At 74.4% G+C, this 21374-nt stretch carries 14 protein-coding genes; 6 read left to right on the top strand and 8 right to left on the bottom strand.

Annotated elements, in window-relative coordinates; genetic code table 11:
- Positions 1 to 312: 312 nt before the first annotated feature.
- The 6 genes from AB0D10_RS14520 to AB0D10_RS14495 form a co-directional block, all read right to left on the bottom strand.
- Entirely contained in the window at positions 313 to 1692 is a 1380-nt protein-coding gene (locus AB0D10_RS14520) for a serine hydrolase domain-containing protein (protein ID WP_360255680.1), read from the bottom strand.
- 100 nt (positions 1693 to 1792) lie between these two features.
- Complete coding sequence (locus AB0D10_RS14515; protein WP_360255678.1) at positions 1793 to 3118, bottom strand: M1 family metallopeptidase; 1326 nt, start codon at positions 3116 to 3118, stop codon at positions 1793 to 1795.
- A gap of 47 nt (positions 3119 to 3165) precedes the next feature.
- Complete coding sequence (locus AB0D10_RS14510) at positions 3166 to 7053, bottom strand: Pls/PosA family non-ribosomal peptide synthetase (RefSeq protein WP_360255538.1); 3888 nt, start codon at positions 7051 to 7053, stop codon at positions 3166 to 3168.
- Positions 7054 to 7459: 406 nt separating this feature from the next.
- Entirely contained in the window at positions 7460 to 8326 is an 867-nt protein-coding gene (locus AB0D10_RS14505; RefSeq protein WP_360255536.1) for an NmrA family NAD(P)-binding protein, read from the bottom strand.
- Positions 8323 to 8814 (bottom strand): hypothetical protein, encoded by a 492-nt coding sequence (locus tag AB0D10_RS14500; RefSeq protein WP_360255535.1) that lies wholly within the window; start codon positions 8812 to 8814, stop codon positions 8323 to 8325. The genes AB0D10_RS14505 and AB0D10_RS14500 overlap by 4 nt, the downstream gene beginning before the upstream one ends.
- 240 nt (positions 8815 to 9054) lie before the next feature.
- Positions 9055 to 9576: a MarR family transcriptional regulator gene (locus AB0D10_RS14495; protein WP_360255533.1), complete on the bottom strand. Its 522-nt coding sequence runs from the start codon at positions 9574 to 9576 to the stop codon at positions 9055 to 9057.
- A gap of 153 nt (positions 9577 to 9729) precedes the next feature.
- Between AB0D10_RS14495 and AB0D10_RS14490 the strand changes: the two genes are divergently transcribed.
- Complete coding sequence (locus AB0D10_RS14490) at positions 9730 to 10161, top strand: hypothetical protein (RefSeq protein ID WP_360255531.1); 432 nt, start codon at positions 9730 to 9732, stop codon at positions 10159 to 10161.
- Here AB0D10_RS14490 and AB0D10_RS14485 read toward each other — a convergent pair.
- Positions 10146 to 10490: a hypothetical protein gene (locus AB0D10_RS14485; protein WP_360255529.1), complete on the bottom strand. Its 345-nt coding sequence runs from the start codon at positions 10488 to 10490 to the stop codon at positions 10146 to 10148. The genes AB0D10_RS14490 and AB0D10_RS14485 overlap by 16 nt on opposite strands.
- A gap of 23 nt (positions 10491 to 10513) precedes the next feature.
- Here AB0D10_RS14485 and AB0D10_RS14480 point away from each other — a divergent pair, with 23 nt between their 5' ends.
- The gene (locus AB0D10_RS14480) at positions 10514 to 10717 is read left to right on the top strand and encodes a hypothetical protein (RefSeq protein WP_360255526.1); all 204 of its coding nucleotides are present in this window, start codon (positions 10514 to 10516) and stop codon (positions 10715 to 10717) included.
- Positions 10718 to 10891: 174 nt separating this feature from the next.
- Complete coding sequence (locus AB0D10_RS14475; protein ID WP_360255524.1) at positions 10892 to 12508, top strand: alpha/beta hydrolase; 1617 nt, start codon at positions 10892 to 10894, stop codon at positions 12506 to 12508.
- 582 nt (positions 12509 to 13090) lie between these two features.
- On the opposite strand, the gene AB0D10_RS14470 is transcribed toward AB0D10_RS14475, so the two are convergent.
- Positions 13091 to 13828, bottom strand: a complete 738-nt coding sequence (locus AB0D10_RS14470) for an ABC transporter ATP-binding protein (protein ID WP_360255522.1) — start codon at positions 13826 to 13828, stop codon at positions 13091 to 13093.
- Between the two features lie 406 nt (positions 13829 to 14234).
- Between AB0D10_RS14470 and AB0D10_RS14465 the strand changes: the two genes are divergently transcribed.
- The 3 genes from AB0D10_RS14465 to AB0D10_RS14455 all read left to right on the top strand — a co-directional run bounded on the left by AB0D10_RS14465 (position 14235) and on the right by AB0D10_RS14455 (position 21371).
- Complete coding sequence (locus tag AB0D10_RS14465) at positions 14235 to 17438, top strand: FtsX-like permease family protein (RefSeq protein WP_360255520.1); 3204 nt, start codon at positions 14235 to 14237, stop codon at positions 17436 to 17438.
- Complete coding sequence (locus tag AB0D10_RS14460; RefSeq protein WP_360255518.1) at positions 17435 to 20251, top strand: hypothetical protein; 2817 nt, start codon at positions 17435 to 17437, stop codon at positions 20249 to 20251. The genes AB0D10_RS14465 and AB0D10_RS14460 overlap by 4 nt, the downstream gene beginning before the upstream one ends.
- A 130-nt stretch (positions 20252 to 20381) precedes the next feature.
- Positions 20382 to 21371, top strand: a complete 990-nt coding sequence (locus tag AB0D10_RS14455) for an ABC transporter ATP-binding protein (protein ID WP_360255516.1) — start codon at positions 20382 to 20384, stop codon at positions 21369 to 21371.
- The last annotated feature ends 3 nt before the right edge of the window (positions 21372 to 21374 follow it).

Genomic DNA, 21374 nt, shown 5'->3' with positions numbered 1-21374 from the left:
CTCGGTATGTCTCTCCGAGCCGGTTGGCATCCACGTTGCGGCGCGGCGGAGCGCAGATGTGCACCTGTTGAATGGGACCACCCGTGGCCTGCCGGTCACCTGCCGGGCGTCGGGCGCTCGTTCGCAGGGGGTGGACAACGGGGGCGTGCGGCTGCACCGTACGCCCCCGCCGTCGGACTCACCACCGGTCACCCCGGTCGTCGGACTCACCACCGGTCACCTCGGTCACCGGACTCACCGGACTCACCGGGTCAGGTTCACCCCGGTCACCCGAGTCACCCCGGTCACCCCGGTTCACCGGTGCAGCCCCGGTCACATGGAGTGCCAGCCCTCCGGGCCGACGCCGCCCGGGACGGCGTCGGCCGGACCGTACGGTTCCCGGGTGTAGACGAAGGAGCCGACGTCGAGGTGGCTGACCGTGCCGTCGGCCTTGCGGACCACCCGCAGGGTCTCGCCCGCGTAGTAGTTGTCGAGGCCGGTCCAGGTGCCGTCCGGCTCGGGCCGGAAGCGCGAGCCGCGGCCGGTCGAGGCGAGCGGGGAGAGTTCCAGGACGCGGTCGGCCCGTAGCCGCAGGGTGTTCGGCGCGGCGCCCCAGTACCAGGGGCCGGTGAGCTCCAGCAGGTCCTTGTCGGCCTCGGGCAGCGGGCGCCAGGGCTCGGGCAGCGGGGGCTCGTGGTCGGCGGTGAGGGTGATCAATCCGGCGGCGAGCTGCGGGGCGTTGCCGCCGCTGGTGGCGTTGGAGAGGGCGAACGCGGCGAGTCCGTCGGTCTCGCTGATCCACAGGCCGGCCGTGAAACCGGGCATCGAGCCGGTGTGCCCGTACAGCAACCGGCCCTCGTGGCGGCGCAGTTGCAGGCCGAGGCCGAAGGCGGTGGTCCACCCGGCGTCGTCCGGGGCGACGGCGGGGCGGCGCATCTCGGCGAGGGTGTCGGCGGGCAGCACCTTGTCGTCGCCGACGGCGAGGAAGGCCGCCCAGCGGGCCAGGTCGGCGCCGGTGGACCAGAGTTGGCCGGCCGGGCCCATCAGGCCGGTGTCGGTGAGCGGCTCGGGCAGCATGACGTCGGCCCACGGGTGGACGGCGAAGCCCCCGGCGTGCGGGTGTTGGGGCAGCAGCGTGGTGCGGTCCATGCCGAGCGGCGCCAGCACCTCGCGGCGCAGCACCTCGCCCCAGTGCTCACCGCGCACCTTCTCCACCAGCGCGCCGAGCAGCGCGTAGCCGGGGTTGGAGTAGTGGAGGCGGCGTCCGGCCGGGTGCTTGACGGGCCGGTCGGTCTCCAGGACGTCGTCGAGGGCGGGGCGCAGGGAGCCCTCGGTCCGCTCCCACCACGGGCCGGGGGTCTCGGCGGCGAGCCCCGAGGAGTGCGAGAGCAGGTGGGCGATCGTCGCGCCGTCGGCCGCGGTGCCGGGCAGGTGGCGGCCGAGCGGGTCGGCGAGGTCGAGCAGGCCCTCGTCGCGCAGCCGCAGCACCAGCACGGCGACGAAGGTCTTGGTGAGCGAGCCGATCCGGTACTGGACGTCCGGGGTCGGCGCGTGGCCGTCGACCATGCTGCGGGCGCCGCTCCACACCAGCCGCCCGCCGCGCACCACGCCGGCGACCATCGAGGGAGTGCGCCCCTCGGACTGGGCGACCGCGAGGAGGTGCAGCAGGGCGCGGCGGGTGGTCGGCAGCAGTTCGTCGGGCAGGCCGGTCATGTGGGCTTCTGAACTCATCGACATGTGACGGACAGTAGCCCAGCCCGGCGCCGGCCCCGACCGGTTTTCCGGCCGTCCGACGGGCTGCTCGTCCGGCCGCTCAGCCCGGCAGCGGCGGCAGTTCCGGCCGTTCCAGCCAGGCCTCGAAGAGCGGGCCGAGCGGCGTGGAGGTGTACCGGGAGGCGTGCGCCCGAAGGTCGGCGGTGTCGACCACACCGTGCCGGTTGATGCCCGTCCAGTCCCGCAGCATCGCGAAGAACGCGTCGTCGCCCAGGGCCCGCCGCAGGGCGTGCACGACGAGACCGCCGCGCTGGTACAGCCGGTCGTCGAACATCAGCTTCCGGCCGGGGTGGCCGAGGACCAGGTCCTGCGGCTGCCCGGCCAGCAGGGTGTGCGCGGCGGTGGCACGGGTGGCCGCGGCAGGGCCGCCCGTGTGCTCGGACCAGAGCCACTCCGCGTACTTGGCGAAGCCCTCGTTGAGCCAGATGTGCCGCCAGTCGGCGATCGTCACGCTGTTGCCGAACCACTGGTGGGCCAGCTCGTGGGCGATCAGCCGCTCGCGCTCCCAGCCGCCGCCGAGGTGGTTGGCGCCGAAGGTGGCGAGGCCCTGCGCCTCCACCGGCACGTCCAGTTCCTCGTCGGCGAGGACGACCGCGTACTCGCCGAACGGGTACGGCCCGAAGACCTCGCCGAAGTAGGCCGTCATCTCGGGCTGCCGGGCGAAGTCCCGGGCGAACCCGGTGACCAGCCGCTCCGGTACGTACCCGGTCTGTGGCACGGCCGGCCGGGCGGCCAGCGGCACCGGCCGGTAGTGGCCGATGGACACCGTCACCAGGTACGTGGAGGTCGGCGCGCTCTGCTCGTACACCCAGGTGGTGCTGGACGCCCGGGTCGTGCGGGTCAGCAGCCGGCCGCTCGCGACCACGGTGAACGGCGACGGCGTGGTGACGGCGATCTGGTAGGTCGCCTTGTCGGCGGGCCGGTCGTTGCACGGGAACCAGGACGGCGCGCCGACCGGCTGGCTGGCCACCAGCGCGCCCTCGGTCAGCTCCTCCCAGCCCAGGCCGCCCCACGGGCTGCGCACCGGGCGCGGGTTGCCGGTGTAGTGCACCTCGACGGTGAACGCCGCGCCCGCCGCGAGCGGCTTCGCCGGGCGGATCCGCAGCTTGCCGCCGCGGTGGGTGTAGCGGGCGACCCGGCCGTCGACCAGGACCCGTCCGATCCGGAACTCGGCCAGGTCGAGCGCGACCTCGGCCAGCACCGCGTCCGCCACCGCGCTCAGCCGGGCCGAGCCGGTCAGCCGGTTGGGACCGGGCCGGTAGTCCAGCGCCAGCTCGTAGCGGTGCACCCGGTAGCGGTGGTCGCCGCTGTTCGGGAAGTACGGGTCCGGGGCGCCGGCGGCCGCGGGGGCGTGCTTGGAATTCACGGGGACGAGCGCTTCCTGCGGGCCGGGACGGGTGGTCGACGGGGTGGTCACGACGTGGTCTGCCACGCCTCGATGGGGTTGCCCAGCCACCGCGTGTCGGCGGGGACGGACTCGGCGCGCATCACCAGCGAGGCCGGGCCCAGCGTGCTGCGCGCGCCCACCGTGCTGCCGGGCAGCACGATGCCGCCCGGGCCCAGGGTGGCGCCCTCGCGGAGGACCACAGTATCCATCCGCATGATCCGGTCGTGGAAGAGGTGGGTCTGCACGACGCAGCCCCGGTTGATGCTGACCCCGTCGCCGAGGGTGACCAGGTCCGCCTCCGGCAGCCAGTAGCTCTCGCACCAGACGCCGCTCCCGACCTTGGCGCCGAGCGCCCGCAGCCACAGGTTCAGCACCGGCGTGCCCGGCACCGCGCCGACCAGCCACGGCACCGCCAGCATCTCCACGAAGGTGTCCGCCAGCTCGTTGCGCCACACGAACCCGCTCCACAGCGGGTGCTCCACCGCCCGGAACCGCCCGACCAGCAGCCACTTCGCCGCCACCGCGACCAGGCAGGCCACCGCACCGGCGCCCAGCAGCACCAGGCCCGACAGCAGCGCGGCGGCCAGCGGCGAGCCGGCCGCCAGCCAGGACAGCGCCGCCACCGTCAGCAGGCCCAGCGCGCCCGAGGCCAGCACCGGCACCACCCGGGCCAGCTCGACCAGCCCGCGCGCCCACAGCAGCCGGGCCGGCGGCTCGTAGGTCAGGCTCTGGTCGGCCCGGTCCGCCGCGCGCGGCAGCCGCACCGGCGGCATGCCCAGGTACGAGCTGCCCTTCTTCGCCTTCGCCGGCGTCGCCGACAGCACGCCCACCAGGCCGCGCTTGGGCACCGACCGGCCCGGCGCGGTCATGCCCGAGTTCCCGAGGAACGCCCGCTCGCCGACCTTCGCCTCGCCGAGCCGCACCCAGCCGCCGCCCAGCTCGTACGGGGCGATCAGGGTGTCGTCGGCCAGGAACGCGCCGTCTCCGACGGTGGTCAGGCTGGGCAGCGCGAGCACCGTCGACACCTCGGCGCCGCGGCCGATCCGCATCCCCAGCGCCCGCAGCCACAGCGGGGTGACCAGCCCGGCGTACAGGGGGAACAGCACCTCCCGGGCCCGGTCCATCAGCTGGGTGACCGTCCACGCCTGCCAGCCGACCCGGCCGTGCAGCGGGTGCACTCCGGGCACCAGGCCGATGCTCAGCAGCCGGACCAGCACCAGCAGCTGCGCCGCGTACACCGCGCCGTACGCGAGGGTCGCGGGCAGCAGGCCGAGCAGTGCGCCGCCGAGCGCCGGGCCGAGGGCGTCGCCCTGCTGGAAGCGGGACAGCACGGCGAGCGCGGCCACGGCGGGCAGCGCCGGGAGCAGGCCGAGCACGGCTCCGCTCGCCCCGTACAGCGAGGCCCAGCGGGCCCGGCGCACCGGGCGGTCCTTGGGCCAGGTGCGCTCGGCGCGGCCCAGCTTGACGGCGGGCGCGCCGCCCCAGCGCTGGCCGGTCGGCACCTGGCCGGTGACGCTGGAGCCGGCCACCACCTGGGCGTGCTTGCCGATCCGGGCACCGGGCAGCAGCGTCGAGCGGGTGCCGACCACGGCGCCGGAGCCGACCTTGACCTGGCCGATCAGCAGCCGGTCGCCGTCCAGCCAGTAGCCGCACAGGTCCACCTCGGCCTCGACCGCGCAGCCGCGGCCCAGCTTCAGCATCCCGGTGACCGGCGGCAGCGAGTGCAGGTCCACCTCGGGCGCGACCTTGCAGCCCAGCGCGCGGGCGAAGCGCACCAGCCAGGCGCCGGACAGCGAGTCCGCGCCGCTGAGTTCGGCGAGCCGTTCGGCGGTCCACAGTCGCAGGTGCACGGCGCCGCCGCGCGGGTGGCTGCCGGGGCGCACGCCGCGCAGCAGCAGCCGTGCGCCGCCCGCCGCGACGGCCAGCCGGCCCGCCGGGGTGTACAGCGCCAGGGCGCCCGCGCCGACCCACCACCAGGAGGCGGTGGGCGCCCACGGGTAGTCCCCGAGGTGGGTGAGCAGGTTGCCGGCGGCCAGCAGGGCGACCGTCCAGCGTAGGCCGACCACGGTGAACAGCGGGACCAGCAGGAGCAGCTGCAACAGCTTGGCCCTGGTCGGCACCAGGGTGACGGTGCGGGCTTCGGTGCGGTCGGCGGCGGTGCGCTCCAGGTGCCGGGCGAGCTTGCGCAGCGTCGGGTGCTGGTAGATGTCGAGGACGGCCGCGCTCGGGTAGCGGGTGCGCAGCAGGGTGGTCAGCCGGGCGGCGGCCAGGCTGCCGCCGCCGATCGCGAAGAAGTCGTCGCGCGGGCCGCCGACGGTGATGCCGAGGATCTCGGACCACTGCTCGGCCAGCCAGGCCTCGGTGCCGTACAGCTGCTCGCTCGGCCCGGCGGACTCCAGCTCGGGCAGTGGCCAGGGCAGGGCGTTGCGGTCGACCTTGCCGGAGGTGCGGGTGGGCAGGGTCTCCACGGTCGTGAGCAGCGGGACCAGGGCGGCGGGCAGCTCGGCGCGCAGCCGCTCGACGGCCTGCTCGCGGTCGAAGCCGTCCTGGACCACCAGGTAGCCGACCAGCAGCTGGTTGCCGCCGCGCGCGGTCCGGACGGCGGCGGCCGCGCCCGCCACGCCGGGCAGGGCCTGCAGTGCCGCGTCGACCTCGCCGAGCTCGATCCGGCGGCCGCCCAGCTTGATCTGCTCGTCGGTGCGTCCGAGGAAGAGCAGGCCGGCCGGGTCGGCCTGGACGAGGTCTCCGCTGCGGTAGGCGCGCTCCCAGCCCAGCGAGGGCAGCGGCGCGTACTTCTCGGCGTCCTTCTCCGGGTCGAGGTAGCGGGCCAGGCCGACCCCGCCGATCACCAGCTGGCCGGTGCCGCCGGGGGCGACCGGAGCGCCGGCCTCGTCCACCACGGCGAGGTCCCAGCCGTCGAGCGGGAGGCCGATCCGCACCGGGCCCTCACCGCTCAGCAGGGCGGCGCAGGCGACCACGGTGGCCTCGGTCGGGCCGTAGGTGTTCCACACCTCGCGGCCCTCGGTGACCAGGCGCTGCACCAGCTCGGGCGGGCAGGCCTCGCCGCCGAAGATCAGCAGCCGCACCTCGTTGAGCGCCTCGGCGGGCCACAGGGCGGCCAGGGTCGGCACGGTGGAGACCACGGTGATCTCCTGCTCGGCGAGCCAGGGCCCGAGGTCGGCGCCGCTGCGGACCTGGGCGCGGGGGACGGGCACCAGGCAGGCGCCGTGCCGCCAGGCCAGCCACATCTCCTCGCAGGAGGCGTCGAAGGCCACCGACAGCCCGGCCATCACCCGGTCGCCCGGGCCGATCGGCTCGTCCTGGAGGAAGAGCGCGGCCTCGGCGTCCACGAAGGCGGCGGCGTTGCGGTGGGTGACGGCGACGCCCTTGGGCTTTCCGGTGGAGCCGGAGGTGAAGATGATCCAGGCGTCGTCGGCCGGGGTGGGGCGGTGCCCGGGGGCCGGAGCGCGCTCGGCCGTGGTGGTGAGGACGAGGCCGGCGCCGATCACGCCGGCGACCCCGGCCTCGCCGAAGACCAGGTCGGCGCGTTCGTCAGGGTCCTCCGCGTCCACCGGGACGTAGGCGGCGCCGGCGGCGAGCACGGCGAGGATCGAGACGTACAGGTCGTTGGTTCCGGAGGGCACCCGCACGCCGACCCGGTCGCCCGGGCCGATCCCGGCGGCGGCCAGCCGGCGGCGCAGCCGGTCGACCTCGGCCGCCAGCGCGCGGTAGCCGAGCACGGTGCGGCCGTCGTCCAGGGCGGGCTCGTCGGGGTGGGCGCGCACGGTGGCCTCCAGGAGGTCCACCAGGGTGCGCGGTGCGGCGGCCGGGCGGCCCGGGAACAGGGCGCGCGGCGGCGCGGCGGGCCGGTGCGGTCGGCTCGGTTCGTTCGGCTCGATCGGTTCAGCTGTCATGGCAGCCCGTGCGCTCCTCGTCCTCGCCCCGTTCCGACCGATGCCCGGCCCTTGGGGGCGGTGGGAGCACTCGCCGGACCGGGTGACCCCACTCCGGGGCCGGAGCGGACAACCCAACCGATGGTAGCTCCGGTCATCCGTCGGCGGGTGGGTCGTTGCGCGGCCCAACTCTGCCGGGGGCGGCCGAATCTGATGATCCGTCAGTCGGCAACTGAGGCGGTATTGCTCCGATGTGACGACGAGTCAGTCGAATTGACGGATCGTCAGGCCGGATTTTCCGATCGTGATCCACACCACAGCGAATACTGCTCCCTTCGGGTGGCGGGCCCGGTGTTTCGGCCGTTTCCGGCACTCTTTCGGCCCTGCGGCCCCGGTCGGCCCGGGCCCGCCACGAGGGTCGGGACGGTCAGCCGAAGGCGTGCAGGTGCTCCCGGAGGAACGCTTCCAGGGTACGGGGGCTGCGACCGGTGGCGTCGGTGAAGGCGCCGTCGGGCGTCTCCCGGCGCACCACCGCGAGCTGCTGGATCTCCACCACGTGGGCGGCGAGCCAGTCCGGCATCCCGGCACGTTCGACCAGATGGGCGTGCAGCCTGGTCGGGGCGAGGTCGACGTAGCGGACCGGCCGGCCGAGCAGCTCTCCCAGCAGCGCGGTGAGCTCCGGGTGGCTGTACGCCCGCCCGCCGGTGAGCGGGTAGGTGCCGCCCGCCAGCTCCGGGCGGGTGAGGACGTCGGCGGCGAGGTCGCCGACGTCCCGGACATCCACGTAGTTGCAGCGGGCCTGCCCCGTCGCGCCGTGCACCACGCCGGCGGCGGCGATACCGGGGGCCAGCAGCAGCAGCTTCTGCATGAACGCGTACGGGCGCAGGACGGTGGTGGTGACGCCGGAGGACCGCAGGCGCTCCTCGATCAGGTGGTGGCCGCGGGAGACGGCCACGGGGGAGTCCGGCTCGGCGGCGGGCGCGGAGACCTTGACGACGTGCTCCACCCCGCAGTCGAGCGCCGCGTCGATCGCCGCCAGCTCGTACCGGACCTGGTCCGGGCTGTTGGCCATGGTGAGGAAGAGCTGGCGGGCGCCGCGGAAGGCCGCCCGGAGGGACGCCGGATCGGCGGCGTCGGCCCGGAACGGCTCGGTCCGGGCGAGGGTCCGCCCGTCCAGTGAGGCGGCGAGCCGGCCGGGGTCGCGGCTGAGCGCGCGGCTCGGGGCGCCGAGGGCGGCGAGGCTGCGCAGGGTGGCGCCGCCGGTGGCGCCGGCGGCGCCCATGATGACGATCATGACGTCTGCCTTTCGGGTTGCGGTGCGGAGTGGAGTCGGTGCTGCGGTTCGCGGGGCGTGCGTCGGCTGGCGCGCCAGTGCCAGGTGGTGATGGTGGCGGCGATGGCGGCGGAGACCGGCAGGTCGACCGGCAGCCGCTTCGGCCAGGGGCTGTCGGCGAGGGCCGGGAGGTGCGGGAGCCAGTGCGCGGCGGCGAGGCCGACGCCGAGGGCGAGGGCGGCGGCGACCAGGCCGAGGACGGCTGCCGCGAGGGCGCGCGGGGTCCGGGCGGGCCGGGGGCGGACGGGGCGCCCGCGCAGGACGCCGCCGAGCGCGGCGGCCACCAGGGCCGAGGTGCCGCCGATGGTGGTGAGTGCGGCGACCACCAGCTCGTGTTGCCGGGTGACCGCCCCGCCGAGGCCGGCCATCGCGGCGGGCATGACGTAGGCGACCAGGACCTCGCGCCACAGGACGAACGGCGGCGGAGCGCCGGGGGCCTTCTTGCTCATGGGGTTGTCCTCACGTTCGGGTTGCGGTGGTTCCGGTGGTTCCGGTGGTTCCGGTGGTTCCGGTGGTTCCGGTGGTTCCGGTGGTTCTGGTGGGGTTCTGGTGAGGCGCCTAAGTATTTGTGCTTAGGTGCCTAACTATCGGGGTGAAGGAAAGGCGGGCCGGCTGCGGCCCGCCCGGTGGGGTGTGGCGGTGGGGGTGGGGGTGCCAGGTTCGAGGTCGGGTCGCGGACGGCCCCGCGGTCAGTCTGCGGTGAACGCGTCGACGCCCGCGACCACCCGGGCCAGCAGGTCGAGGAAGGTGGTGCGCTCCTCGACGGAGAGGCCGCCGACCAGCGCCTGCATCCGGGCGAAGTGCTCGGGTGCCAGCTCGCGCAGCCTGTCGGCGCCGCGCGCGGTCAGGATCACCACGTTGCCGCGCCCGTCCTCGGTGGACGGGCGGCGGGCCACCAGACCCTCCCGCTCCAGGCCGTCGACCAGGCCGGTCACGGTCGCCCGGGAGACGCCCAGGCTCGCCGCGAGCTGGGACGGCGACTTCTCGCCGCCGTGGTCCTCCAGGTCGGCCAGCAGTCGGTAGCGGCCGGTGGAGAGCCCGAAGCGGCCGAAGTGCACCTCGCCGGCCTGTCCGATCCTGGCCCCCGCCGCCATCAGGCGGGCCGCGACCAGGACCGCCTGCGGGTCGGCCGCGAGGCCGTAGCGGGCGATCTGGCGGCGGGCCTGGTCGAGGGTGGGTGCGCCGGGGTCGAACTCGGAGTGCTGCGTCACGAGAAGTAATATGGCGCCTAATCAGATCTCTCGTCAAGTGCGCCCGGGAGAGGCGGGCGGGCCCGCGGACGGCGTCCTTGACCGGTCGCGTCCGAAGCGGCGAAGCTGCCCCCGGCAGCGGCCGGGAGGGGCCCGGCGCGGGAGGGCGCCGCCGTGGTCGTCGAGGTACCGGGACCCGAGGCGGACTGGGAAGAGGCCCCGGCCTACCAGGGCGGCAAGCGCAACCCCGCCTTCCAGCAGAGCGCGTGGGAGATCGCCGCCGGTTCGTACCGCATGGTCGCCGGTCTGCAGCCCCCGCTGGAGGCGCTCGCGGCGCGCCTGCGGCTGGTCGTGGAACGGACCTGGGAGGACCTCGGCTACGTGGACGTGGCCATGTTCGGCATCGGCCGGACCTCCGTCGCGCTGAGCTGCTTCACGGGCGGGACTCCCGACTACACGGCGGTCTTCCTGGACCGCTCGGTGGAGGACCGGGAGGCCGCGCTCGACACCCTGCTCGGCGCCCTCGGTATCGGCCGTGAGGCGCTGGCGTTCGTCGGCACCCTGGAGGCCGGCTTCGAGTACCTCAACGGCTACAGCGACGCGTAGGGCCGCGCGTGGGACCGGCGCGTGGGACCGGCCGCCGCCGGGCGGGTGGCCAGGACGGTGAGCATGGCCGGGTGGTCGAGCAGCAACCGGCGCAGTTCGACGGCGAACTCCCGGACGACTTCGGTCCAGGGGCCGTCGGGTTCGGCGAAGAGGCCGCCGGTGGACAGTTCCAGCAGGCGTTCCACCCTGCCGTCGAGCAGGGCGGCCTTGCCGGGGGCGTGGTAGTAGCGCGTCATGCCCTCGACGCCGAGCACCGCGCCGAGTTTGCGGCTGGAGAGCGCGGCGAGGTCGTGTTCGTCCACGTGGGCGAGGGCGGCGTCGATGACCACGGGCCGGAGTCGATGCGGTCCGGATGGAGCGGTTCGCTCCGGTCGGGGAGCGCCGCTTCGAGCGGATCGAGGACCTGGTCGGCCCGCCGTGCCTGAACGCCGTCCATCAGGTGGTCGCCGAGGACGACCTGTCGAAGCCGATCGCGCAACAGCGGCGCCGGCCGCGGGTCGCGTCGGCGGCCCGCAGCCCGGCCGACGGTGCGTCAGTCCGGGATGGGCGGGAGTGAGAACGACCCGCTAATGATTGGCCGTCAGGTCAATGAACCGTCAAGTCGGTTCATTCACAGAATATTCCGTTGTTTTCGGCATGGAGTGCGGACAATTCTGCGGTCCCGAGGTCTTCACACGGAGATCTCCGGCTGACAGGCTGGGGCAGCCCTTTTCAGTACCGAGGAGGTTCCTTGTCCCGCATATCCACGACGGCCGGAGCAGTCGCCTGCGCTCTCGCCCTTGTCACCGGTTCCGCCGTCGCCGCCTCGGCGGCGCCGATCGACCGGGCCCCGGGCCTGGCCGAGGCGAAGGTCGACCCCGTCGCCTGGGCCCCGTGCAACCCCGACCCGAGCAAGCCGGACCCGGGCATCTACGACTGCGCCGTCTACCCCGTGCCGCTGGACTACGACAACCCGTCGGGCGAGAAGGTCGGCATCGCGATGATGCGGCGCCGGGCGAGCGACCCGTCGAAGCGGATCGGCTCGCTGTTCCTCAACCCGGGCGGCCCGGGCGGCAGTGGCTACCTGTGGGCGACGACCAGCCGCTTCGGCCCCGAGGTGCAGTCCAAGTTCGACCTGATCGGCTTCGACCCCCGCGGTGTGGCCCGGAGCAACCCGCTCAAGTGCTTCAAGACCCAGGAGGACGCCGACGCGGTCAACAACCGCATGGTCGGCGTCCCGGTCACCAAGGCCGAGGTCAACCAGACGCTGGACGCGGACCAGGACTACACGGACGCGTGCAGCAAGAACGCGGGCCCGCTGATCGAGCACATGTCGACGATCAACGTGGTGCGCGACCTCGACCGGATGCGCCGCGCCGTGGGTGACGCCCAGCTCAGCTTCGCCGGCTTCTCCTACGGCACCCTGATCGGTTCGACGTACGCCAACATGTACCCGAACAAGGTCCGCGCGATCATCATCGACGGCAACGTCGACCCGAACCTGCGCCTGCACAACGGCCTGGAGTACGACCGCCAGCGCGCGGGCGGCTTCGAGCTCGCCCTGGACGAGTTCCTGAAGCGCTGCCAGGCGGCCGGCGCCCCGCGCTGCGCCTTCGGCGAGGGCGACACCCGGGCCAAGTTCGACGGGCTCCGCGACCACCTGCGGACCAGCCCGATCACGCTGCCGAACGGCTCCAAGGTGACGCTGAGCAGCTTCACCAGCGAGGTCGCCAGCGCCCTGTACTCGCAGGCCAAGCTGGCTCCGCTGGCCAAGTCGCTGCAGGCGACCTACCAGGTGCTGCAGAAGCCGAACGCCGCCACCCTGCTGGCTCCGAAGGCGAACGTCGCGGAGGAGGACGCCAACCTCCTGTCGGTGAACGTGCCGCGGGCGCTGCGGGAGGCCCCGGCGGACTCCGAGTACACCGCCGACGACTCCTACATGGGCGTCAACTGCCAGGACAAGCCGTACCCGTCGAACGACCGGGTGTTCGCGAACGTGGCCAAGACCTGGGAGCAGGAGTCGCCGACCTTCGGCCGCTACCAGGCCTTCGACGCGCCCGCGTGCGCGAGCTGGCCGGCCCCGGCCCGGGACGCCGAGCGCTTCTCCGGCCCGTGGAACAAGAAGACCTCCAACACCGTGATGGTCATCGGCAACCTCTACGACCCGGCGACCCAGTACAAGTTCGCCCAGCAGATGCAGCAGGAGCTGGGCAACGCGGTGCTGGTCAGCGTCGACTCCATCGAGCACTGCGCCGTCGGCCGCAGCAAGGCGTTGAACGACCTGGTCACCCGCTACCTGGTGGACGGCACCGCGCCGAAGCCGGGCCAGCTGCTGAAGCCGGACGCGGAGATCTTCCCGGCGGTCTGAGGACCCGCCCCCCGGGAGTCCGAAGGATGAGATGACGATTGTGGTGGTCGGCTGCGCCGGCCACCACAGTCGTGTTTCCGGGGCGGGTTCCGGGACCGCCCCGGAATGCCTGGACAATCGTCGGCGAACCTTCCCGGGGCGGGCCGCTCCGCGTCGCGCCGACCCCGGCCGGTGCCGTCGGCAACGCCGGCAATGGGGGTCCGGTGCGGTGGTCGAGATCGGTGCCGTCGTGGATCGCCGGAAAGGACGTGGGGTCACATTTCGATCGTCACTTCCCGACGTCGAATTCCCGTGCCGACGGGAGCCCCGCCGGTTTCTCCCGAATCGGGAAAGCGCTGACCGCGCGCCGCGGGGAACCCGGATCGGATTTCCCCCGGCGCGCGGTGCACGTTCAGCGGTGCGCGGCTCGCGGTGCACCTTTTGCGGTGCACCTTTCGCGGTGCGCGTTTCGCGGTGGCGGTCACCGCCACCGGAGTTCCGCCGACAGAAGGCCCGTTACGTGCCGGTGGGCGGGTGCGGGGAGGCGCTCGGCGTCCCCGCACCCACCCACCCCACGCCCACCCACCGCGCGGCCGGCTGCCGTCAGGCGGCCTGCCCGGCCGACTGTTCCTCGATGACCCGCCCGTCGCGCAGCTCGATCACGCGGTCGGCGAGCCCCATCAGCGTCGGGTCGTGGGTGGCGACCAGCACGGTGACGCCCTCGCTGCGCACCACCGCGCGCAGCAGCTCCATGATCGAGCGGCCGGTCTCCGAGTCCAGCTGACCGGTGGGCTCGTCGGCGATGATCAGGCCGGGCTCGTTGGCCAGCGCGCGGGCGATGGCGACGCGCTGCTGCTGGCCGCCGGAGAGCTCGCCGGGGCGCTGGTTGGCGTGGTCGGCCAGCCCGACCAGGGCGAGCAGGGTGTGTGCACGCTCCTCGCGCTCGGCGGCCGCGACCTTGCGCAGCCGCATCGGCACGCCGACGTTCTCGGCGGCCGTGAGCATCGGGATCAGCCCGAAGGACTGGAAGACGAAGCCGATCCGCTCCCGCCGCAGGGCGAGCCGGCCGTCCTCGTCGAGCTCGGCGAGGTCGATGCCGTCGAGGGAGATGCTGCCGCCGGTCGGCGAGTCCAGGCCGCCGACCAGGTTGAGCAGGGTGGTCTTGCCGGAGCCGGACCGGCCCTTGAGTGCGGCGAGTTCGCCGCGCCCGACGGTGAAGGAGACGCCGCGCAGGGCGTGCACGGTCCGCTCGCCGGTGCCGAAGCTGCGCCGGAGGTCGGTCACGGCCACCATCGGTTCGGTGGTCGTGACGGTCGCGGTGGCGGCCTGATCCTGTGTCATGCGGCGTCCCCCCTGTGGGCGTGGCGACCCGGTCCTATCCGGTATCCACGGATGCGGTGGCTCCGCCGGTTCACGTTCCGGGACGGGAATCCGGGAAGGCGGAGTCCGCGGCCGTGGGAACGCGGTGGAGCCGGAGTCCTGAAGTGTGCATGGCATTTCGACGGCACATCCTCGGCCGGGATGCTACCAATGAAAGGAATTTGCTCACTGCTTACTTGATTCGCGCAAGTCCCTTCCGTTCCTGGATCGAATCTGACAGCATCGTCCGCTATCCGGTGATCGAATGCCGGTGTTCAATGCGTCGGTGTGCTCTCGATGTGTCCATCCGTGGCCGATTTGTGTCCGGATCGGGTCGATGGGCGGTGCCGGTGGACGCTACCGGGGACGCGATCCGGGGAGGAACTTGATGCTCGGCTTCGTCGTGCGCCGACTGCGCGGGCGACTGCCGCTGGCTGCCGCCGTCCTGCTGACGGTGCTGATCACCACGGCGGTGCTCACCGCCCTGGTGACCTTCAACAGCAGCGTCGGCCAGGCCGGCCTGCGGCAGGCACTGCAGGGCCCCGGCCACGCCCGGACCACGGTGGTGGTGACCGCGGAACACGGGCTCGACCAGCGGCAGAAGGACGAGGAGGCGCTCGCCTCCTACCTGCAGAAGCTGTTCGGCGACCTGCCCGTGCGCACCGACAGCCTGCTGCGCAGCCGTTCCTACGGCCTGCCCGGCAGCACCGCGGCCGGTGCGGCGGGAGGGGCCGACGTGGCAGGAACGGCGCCCGGAGCGGCGCCGGGAACACCGGCAGCCGGCGGGACGGCCGGTCAGGCCGCCGATGCCAAGGTGGACCTGACGGTTCTCGCGGACCTCGACCGCGACCGCGTCCGGCTGGTCGCCGGGGCGTGGCCGGGCGCCGCCACCGCACCCGTCGGCGCCACCGGCCCGCAGGTAGCCGTCCCGCAGAGCATGCTGGGCCGGCTCGGCCTGACCGAGCAGGCGCTGCCCGCCGACGTCCGCCTCACCGACCGGTTCGACGGCAAGCCGCTGACCGTCCGGGTCACCGGCGCCTACAGGGCTGTCGACCCCTTCGCCCCGTACTGGCGGATCGACCCGGTCGGCGGCCACGAGGTCGAGGTCGGCGGCTTCACCACCTTCGGCCCGATGATGGTCGACCAGAGCGCCTTCACCGCGGGCGGTCTGCTGCAGAGCAGCCGCGGCTGGCTGCTCGACGCGGACTTCACGGGCGTCGACCGGGACACCGCCCAGGCCATCGGCGACCGTGCCCCGGGCCTCACCGCAGACCTGCGGAAGGCCGCCTCGCTCGGTGTGACGACCGAACTGGCAGACGTCATGCGCGAGTTGTCGGCGAGCATGATGGTCGCCCGGTCCACCCTGCTGATCGGCGCGCTCCAGCTGGCCGTCCTCGCCGCCGCGGCCCTGCTGCTGGTCGTCCGGCTGATCTCCTCCCGTCAGGAGTGGGAGAACGAACTGCTCGCGGCCCGCGGCGCCTCCGGTGCCAGGCTCGGTGGCTTCACCGCCCTGGAACTGGTGCTGCTCGCAACACCCGCGGCACTGTTCGCCCCGCTGCTCACCCCCTTCCTGGTCCGCGTCCTGGCCGGTCTCGGCAGGGCCCACCAGGTCGCCCTGGACACCGGCATCAGCTGGACGCTCTGGCCCGTCGCCCTGCTCTGTGCCCTCGCCTGCATCGTGCTGGCCGGCGTGCCCAGCCTGCTGCGCGGCGCCGGCGCGGCCCTGCGCCGCCGGGCCGGAAGCCGCCAGGCCGTGGTCTCCGGCATCGCGCGCAACGGCGGCGACCTCGCCCTGCTGGTCCTGGCCGCCCTCGCCTACCAGCAACTGAGCCAGTACGGGGGCGGGCTGTCCACCGACTCCTCGGGCAAGCTCGGAGTCGACCTCCTGCTGGTCGCCACCCCGACCCTGGCACTGTGCGCGGGCACCCTGGTGGTGCTGCGCCTGCTGCCGCTCGCCGCCCGGCTGGGCGCCCGGGTCGCCGCCGGCGGCCGGGGCCTCGGCCCGGCCATGGTCGGCTGGCAGCTGGCCCGTCAACCCGCCCGAGCCACCGGCCCGGTGCTGCTGCTCGTGATGGCCGTCGCCACCGGCGTCCTCGCCCTCGGACAGCAGGCCACCTGGAACGCCTCCCAGCGGGACCAGGCCGCCTTCACCACGCTCGGCGGCCTGCGCATCTCCGCCTCGCACAGTTCGCTGATGGGCCAGGCCGGCCGTTTCGGCGCCCTGCCCGGCGGTGACCGGCTGGTCCCCGTGGTGCGCGAGGAGCAGCAACTGCCCTCCGGCACCGGACAGGTGCTCGCCCTGGACACCGCCGCCTTCGCCGACCGCGTCCCGGTGCGCGAGGACCTGCTGGACGGGCACACCCGGGACGAGTTGTTCCGTCCGCTCGCCCTTCCGGCCCCGGCCGGTGCGCCGGACGGGGTGCCGGTGCCCGGTCGCCCGCTGCGGATCGACGCCGAGCTCGCGACCGACTCGACCGGGTTCCCGTCCACCGAGCCGTCCCTGCGGGTGACGCTCCTCGTCCGGGACCGCTTCGGCATCGTCTACAAGCTCCCGTTCAACGGTGTCCCGACCGACGGCGGACTGCGCGGCTCGGCCTCGCTGAGCACGCTGGTCGACGCCCCGCTGGGCTCCGTCGCCGCACCCCTGACCGTCGTCGGGGCGACCGCCGCCGCCAGGAGCAAGACCGACCTCGACGCCGCGTTCCGCTCACTGGCCGTCTCCGACACCGAGGCCGGGCCCGCGACGGCCGTCCCGCTGCCGGCCGGCATCTCCTGGGGGGCCCGGGGCGGCGGCAAGGCCGGCGCACCGGCCACCGTGCCGGGTGTCGCCACCCGTGACTACCTGAAGGCCATCGGCTCCTCGGTCGGCGACACCGTGCGGGTGCCGTTCGGCGGGGCCACCCTCCCGATCAAGGTCACCGCCGTCGTCGAGGCCCTGCCGGTGGCGGGCCGCAACGCGGTCGTGATCGACCTGGCCACCACCGCGCGGGCGCTGCTCGTCCAGCACGGCACGGTCGCCAACAACGCCGAGTGGTGGCTGCCCGCCACCGGCCCGGACGACCACACCCCGGCGCAGGCGGCCGCGGCCCTCCGCGCGGCCCCCGGAGCGCAGGACGTCCGGCTGTACGACGAGGTGGCCGAGGGCTTCCTCAGCGACCCGGTCGGCGCCGCCCCGCAGAGCGCGCTGACGGCCATCGCGGTCGTCACCGCCCTCCTCGCGGCGATCGGCTTCGGCGCCGCCGTGGCCGGCTCCGCCCGTCAGCGCTCCCAGGACGCCGCCCTGCTGCTCGCCCTTGGCGCGCCCCGCCGGATGGTGTCCCGTACCACCACGGCCGAACCGGCCATCCTGGTCGCCCTCGGCGGAGCCGTCGGACTCGGCCTCGGGGCGCTGCTCGTCCACCTGATCGTGCCGTTCGTCGTGCTGACCTCCGCCGCGCACCGGCCGCTACCCGCGGCAGTGGTCGAACTGCCGCTGGGCCAGGCGCTCCTGCTCACCGCCGCGATCGCCGTCGTCCCGCTGCTGTCCGCCTTCCTCGTCGGACGCCGTCGTCGGAACGTGGCCGCCCGGCTGCGCCTCGTGGAGGAGATGTGACCACCAAGGCCGGCACCCCCGTGCCCACCCCCGCCTCCGCCCACCGGCCCGCGAGCTGGGTCCGCACCAGGTTGCGCGCCAACCCCGCGGCGGCGCTGCTGATGGCGGCCCTCACCCTGGTGACGGTCTTCCTGGCGGCGGCCTTCCCCCGCGTCGCGGACCGGGGCGCGGACGCGGCCCTGCGGGACTACGTGAGCCACCAGGGCCTGAACCTGACCAGCCTGCAGACGGCCACCAAGACCCGGACGGGCGACACCGCCGCCGGGCTGGACACCGCGCGCGAGCAGATCACCACACGGATCGGCCGGGAACTGACGCTGTCCCGGCCCGGCGAGGCCTACGGCACCAAGGCGCAGACCGAGGCCAGGATGAACAACCCGGGCTACGCCCGGCTGTCCGACAACGCCGCGCCGACGATCTCCCTGCTCTACCTGCACGGCCTGGCCGACCGGGTCACCCTGACCGCCGGGACCTGGCCCGGGCCCGCCCCGGCGGCGGTCGGCGCCCCGCTGCCGATCGTGGTCAGCGAGAAGGCCGCGGCGACCGTCGGCATCAAGCTCGGCGACACCGTCGACAACGGCGCCGGCGGACCGGGCACCGGGGCGAACAGCGTGGTGACCGGCTTCTACCGCGTCAACGACCCGCTGGACCCGTTCTGGGACGACCTCGGCTGCCCGGCCCGGGCCTGCCTGCACCTAGGGCCCAAGGGCACCAGCTGGTGGCAGACCACCGGCTTCGTCGACAGCGGAAGCATCGCCGCGCTGGCGCTCTGGGGCTCGGGCGGCGACAACTTCTGGCGCCTGCCGGTCGAGGCCTCCTCGCTGCGCGCCGACCAGCTCGACCGCACCCGCGCCATCCTCGCGTCCTTCCAGACCGGACGCGGCGCCTCGGACCTGGTCGACGCCACCAAGCGCGCGGACCTGCACACCACCTCCAACCTGTCCGACCTGCTCACCCGGGCGGACGCCCGCTACCAGGCCGCCATGCCGCTCAGCGCGATCGGCCCGGCGGGTGTCGCCGGGGTCGCCGTGGTGGTGCTGTTCCTGGCCGCGGCCCTGACCACCGACCGGCGCACCGCCGAGATCCGGCTGCTCCAGGCCCGCGGCGGCTCGCGCGGCGGCGTGCTGCTGCGCCTGCTCGGCGAGGGTGCGGTCACGGTCCTGCCGGCCGCCGTGCTCGGGACGGCCCTCGCCCTGGTGCTGCTGCCCACCCCCCGGTGGGAGTACGCCGTCCTGGCGGCCCTCGTCGCGGCTCTGCTCGCGCTGCTGGCCTTCCCGGCCCGGGCGGCCCTGCTGTGGTCGCGCCGCCGTACGGTCGGCGGCTGGCGCCGGGCGATCGGCGAACTCGCCGTCCTGGCCGTGACCGCCGCGGCCGTGGCCGAGGTCCGGCGCCGCGGGGTCGGACACTCCGGCGTCGGCGTGGACCCGCTGCTGGTGGCCGCGCCGCTGCTGCTCGCCGTCACCGGCGGGCTGCTGCTGGCCCGGATCGAACCGGTGGTGGTCGGCTGGCTGGCCGCGCTGACCGGTCGCGGCCGGGGCCTGATCGGCTTCCTCGGCCTGGCCCGGGCGGCCCGTGACAGCTCGGGCCGGCGGCGCCCCTCCGCGCTTCCGCTGCTCGCCCTGCTGATCGCCGTCACCACGGCCGGCTTCGGTGCCACCGTGCTCGACACCGTGGACCACGTCCGGACGCGTGCCGCCCGCATCGCCACCGGCGGGGACGCCTCGGTGGCGATTCCGGAGTACGCCACCCTGTCCGAGTCGTTCACCAAGGCCGCCGGCGCCCTGCCCGGGGTCCGCGCCGCTACCGGGGTCCGGGTCGAGGGCAAGGCCCTGTTCATCGGCGCCGACAAGCAGTCCACCGAGGCCTACCTGGTGGTCGCCGAGCCGACGGCGTACGCCGAGATCGCCCGGACCACCGGGCGCGGCGAGTTCGACCCGGCGAAGCTGGCCGGGACGCCCGGCAGCCCGGACACTCCGGTGCCCGCACTGTTCAGCCGCGACCTGGCCGCGCGCCTGGCCGCCGGCGATCCCCAGGTCCGCGTGCCCAGCGGGAACCAGGTGCGCACCACCGTCGCCGGGACGGTCGCCGCGACCCCCGCGCTGCCGGACCCGGGCAAGCCGTTCATCGTGCTGCCGGCCGGCCCCGCCGCCGAACGCCTGCCGGAACTCGGCCGGGTGAACAAGTGGTTCGCGGTCGGCGACCCCGACCCCGAGCAGGTCCGGGCGGTCCTCAGGGACGGCGGCGTGACCCAGCCGACGGGCATGGCCAAGCTGATCGCGGACGAGGCCGCGGCCGCCGGAAAGGACACCCACGGCCTGCCCGCGGGATACACCGTGCACAGCAGCCGGGAGACCGCCGCGGCCCTCGCCGACGATCCGCTGCAGCACGCCGCCGGCCGGCTGTTCCGGTACGCGGCCGCCGCGGGCGGCGGATTCGCCCTGCTCGCCGTGCTGTTGACGCTGTTCCGGGCCGCGCCCGAGCGCACGGCCGTGCTGGCCCGGCTGCGGACGATGGGCCTGCGGCCGCGGCAGGGGCTGGCGCTGATCGTCGCCGAGGCACTGCCGCAGACCCTGGCGGCGGCCGTCGGCGGCGGCCTGGTCGCCGCGGCGGCGGTCGCCCTGCTCGGGCCCGCGTTCGACATCTCCACCCTGGTCGGCGCCAAGGTCGGCGACGCCCTGAAACCCGCGCTGATGCCGGTGTTGCTGCCCACCGCGGGCCTGGCCCTGCTGGTCGGCCTCGGGGTGGTGGCGGAGACGCTGGTCGCCGGCCGGCGGCAGATCGCCACCGAACTGCGCGCGGGGGAGCAGCAATGACACGCGAAGCGTTGACACGGGAAACGCTGCCACGGGACGCGGCGGCGGACCGGTTCGTGACACCGGCGAACGCCGCCGGGGCCGTGGGAACCGGCACGATGAAGCACACAGTCGAGACAGGAGACGAGCGGTGAACAGCACCCCCCAGGGGCAGACGGTCGTCGAGGCCCCCAGCCTGCAGGAACTCCGGCAGCGGGCGCTTGCCGCGGCCTCGCCCAAGGCCTACGGCGAGGGCGCGGCCATCGTCTGTGACCGGCTGGTGCGGATCTTCAGTGCCGAGGGCGTCGAGGTCCAGGCACTCCAGGGCCTGGAACTGACCATCCGGCAGGGCGACCTGGTCGCCCTGGTCGGCGCCTCCGGCAGCGGCAAGTCGACCCTGCTCACCATCCTCGCCGGGCTGGACGTGCCGACCGCCGGCACCGCCACCGTGGCCGGCTGCGACCTGCTGGAGATGTCCGTCAAGGAACGGCTGCGCTACCGGCGCGAGGTGGTCGGCTTCATCTGGCAGCAGACCGCGCGCAACCTGCTGCCCTTCCTCACCGCGGCCGAGAACATCGCCCTGCCCATGCAGTTGCGCGGCCGCCGGTCGGGCACCACCGGCGCGAAGCGGCAGGCGGCCCGGGTGGCCGAGTTGATGGAGGCGCTGGAGATCGGGGAGCTCGCCCACCGCAAGCCCAACGAACTCTCGGGCGGCCAGCAGCAGCGGGTGGCGATCGCGGTGGCGATGGCCAACAACCCGCCGGTGCTGCTCGCCGACGAGCCCACCGGTGAGCTGGACTCCGAGACCGCCGGGGTGATCTTCGAGTCCTTCCGCACCGTCAACCGCGAACTCGGCGCCACCGTCGTCATCGTCACCCACGACCCGATGGTCGCGGGCGAGGTGCGCCGCACCGTCGCCATCCGGGACGGCCGGACCAGCAGCGAGGTGCTGCGCCGCACCGTGACGGACGAGCACGGCGAGGAGTCGGTCAACGAGCGCGAGTACGTGATGCTGGACCGCACCGGCCGGGTGCAGCTGCCGGTCAAGTTCCTGGAGGCGCTGGGGATGGAGCACCGGGTCGCGGTCGACCTCGCGGCCGACCACATCGAGGTGCGCCCGGACGACATCGCGGGGCACTGACCG

The sequence above is a fragment of the Kitasatospora sp. NPDC048545 genome, from assembly GCF_040651155.1.
Classification (GTDB): Bacteria; Actinomycetota; Actinomycetes; order Streptomycetales; family Streptomycetaceae; genus Kitasatospora.
Note: the sequence above shows the minus strand (reverse complement) of the source record. Positions and strands in the feature narration are given on the sequence as shown.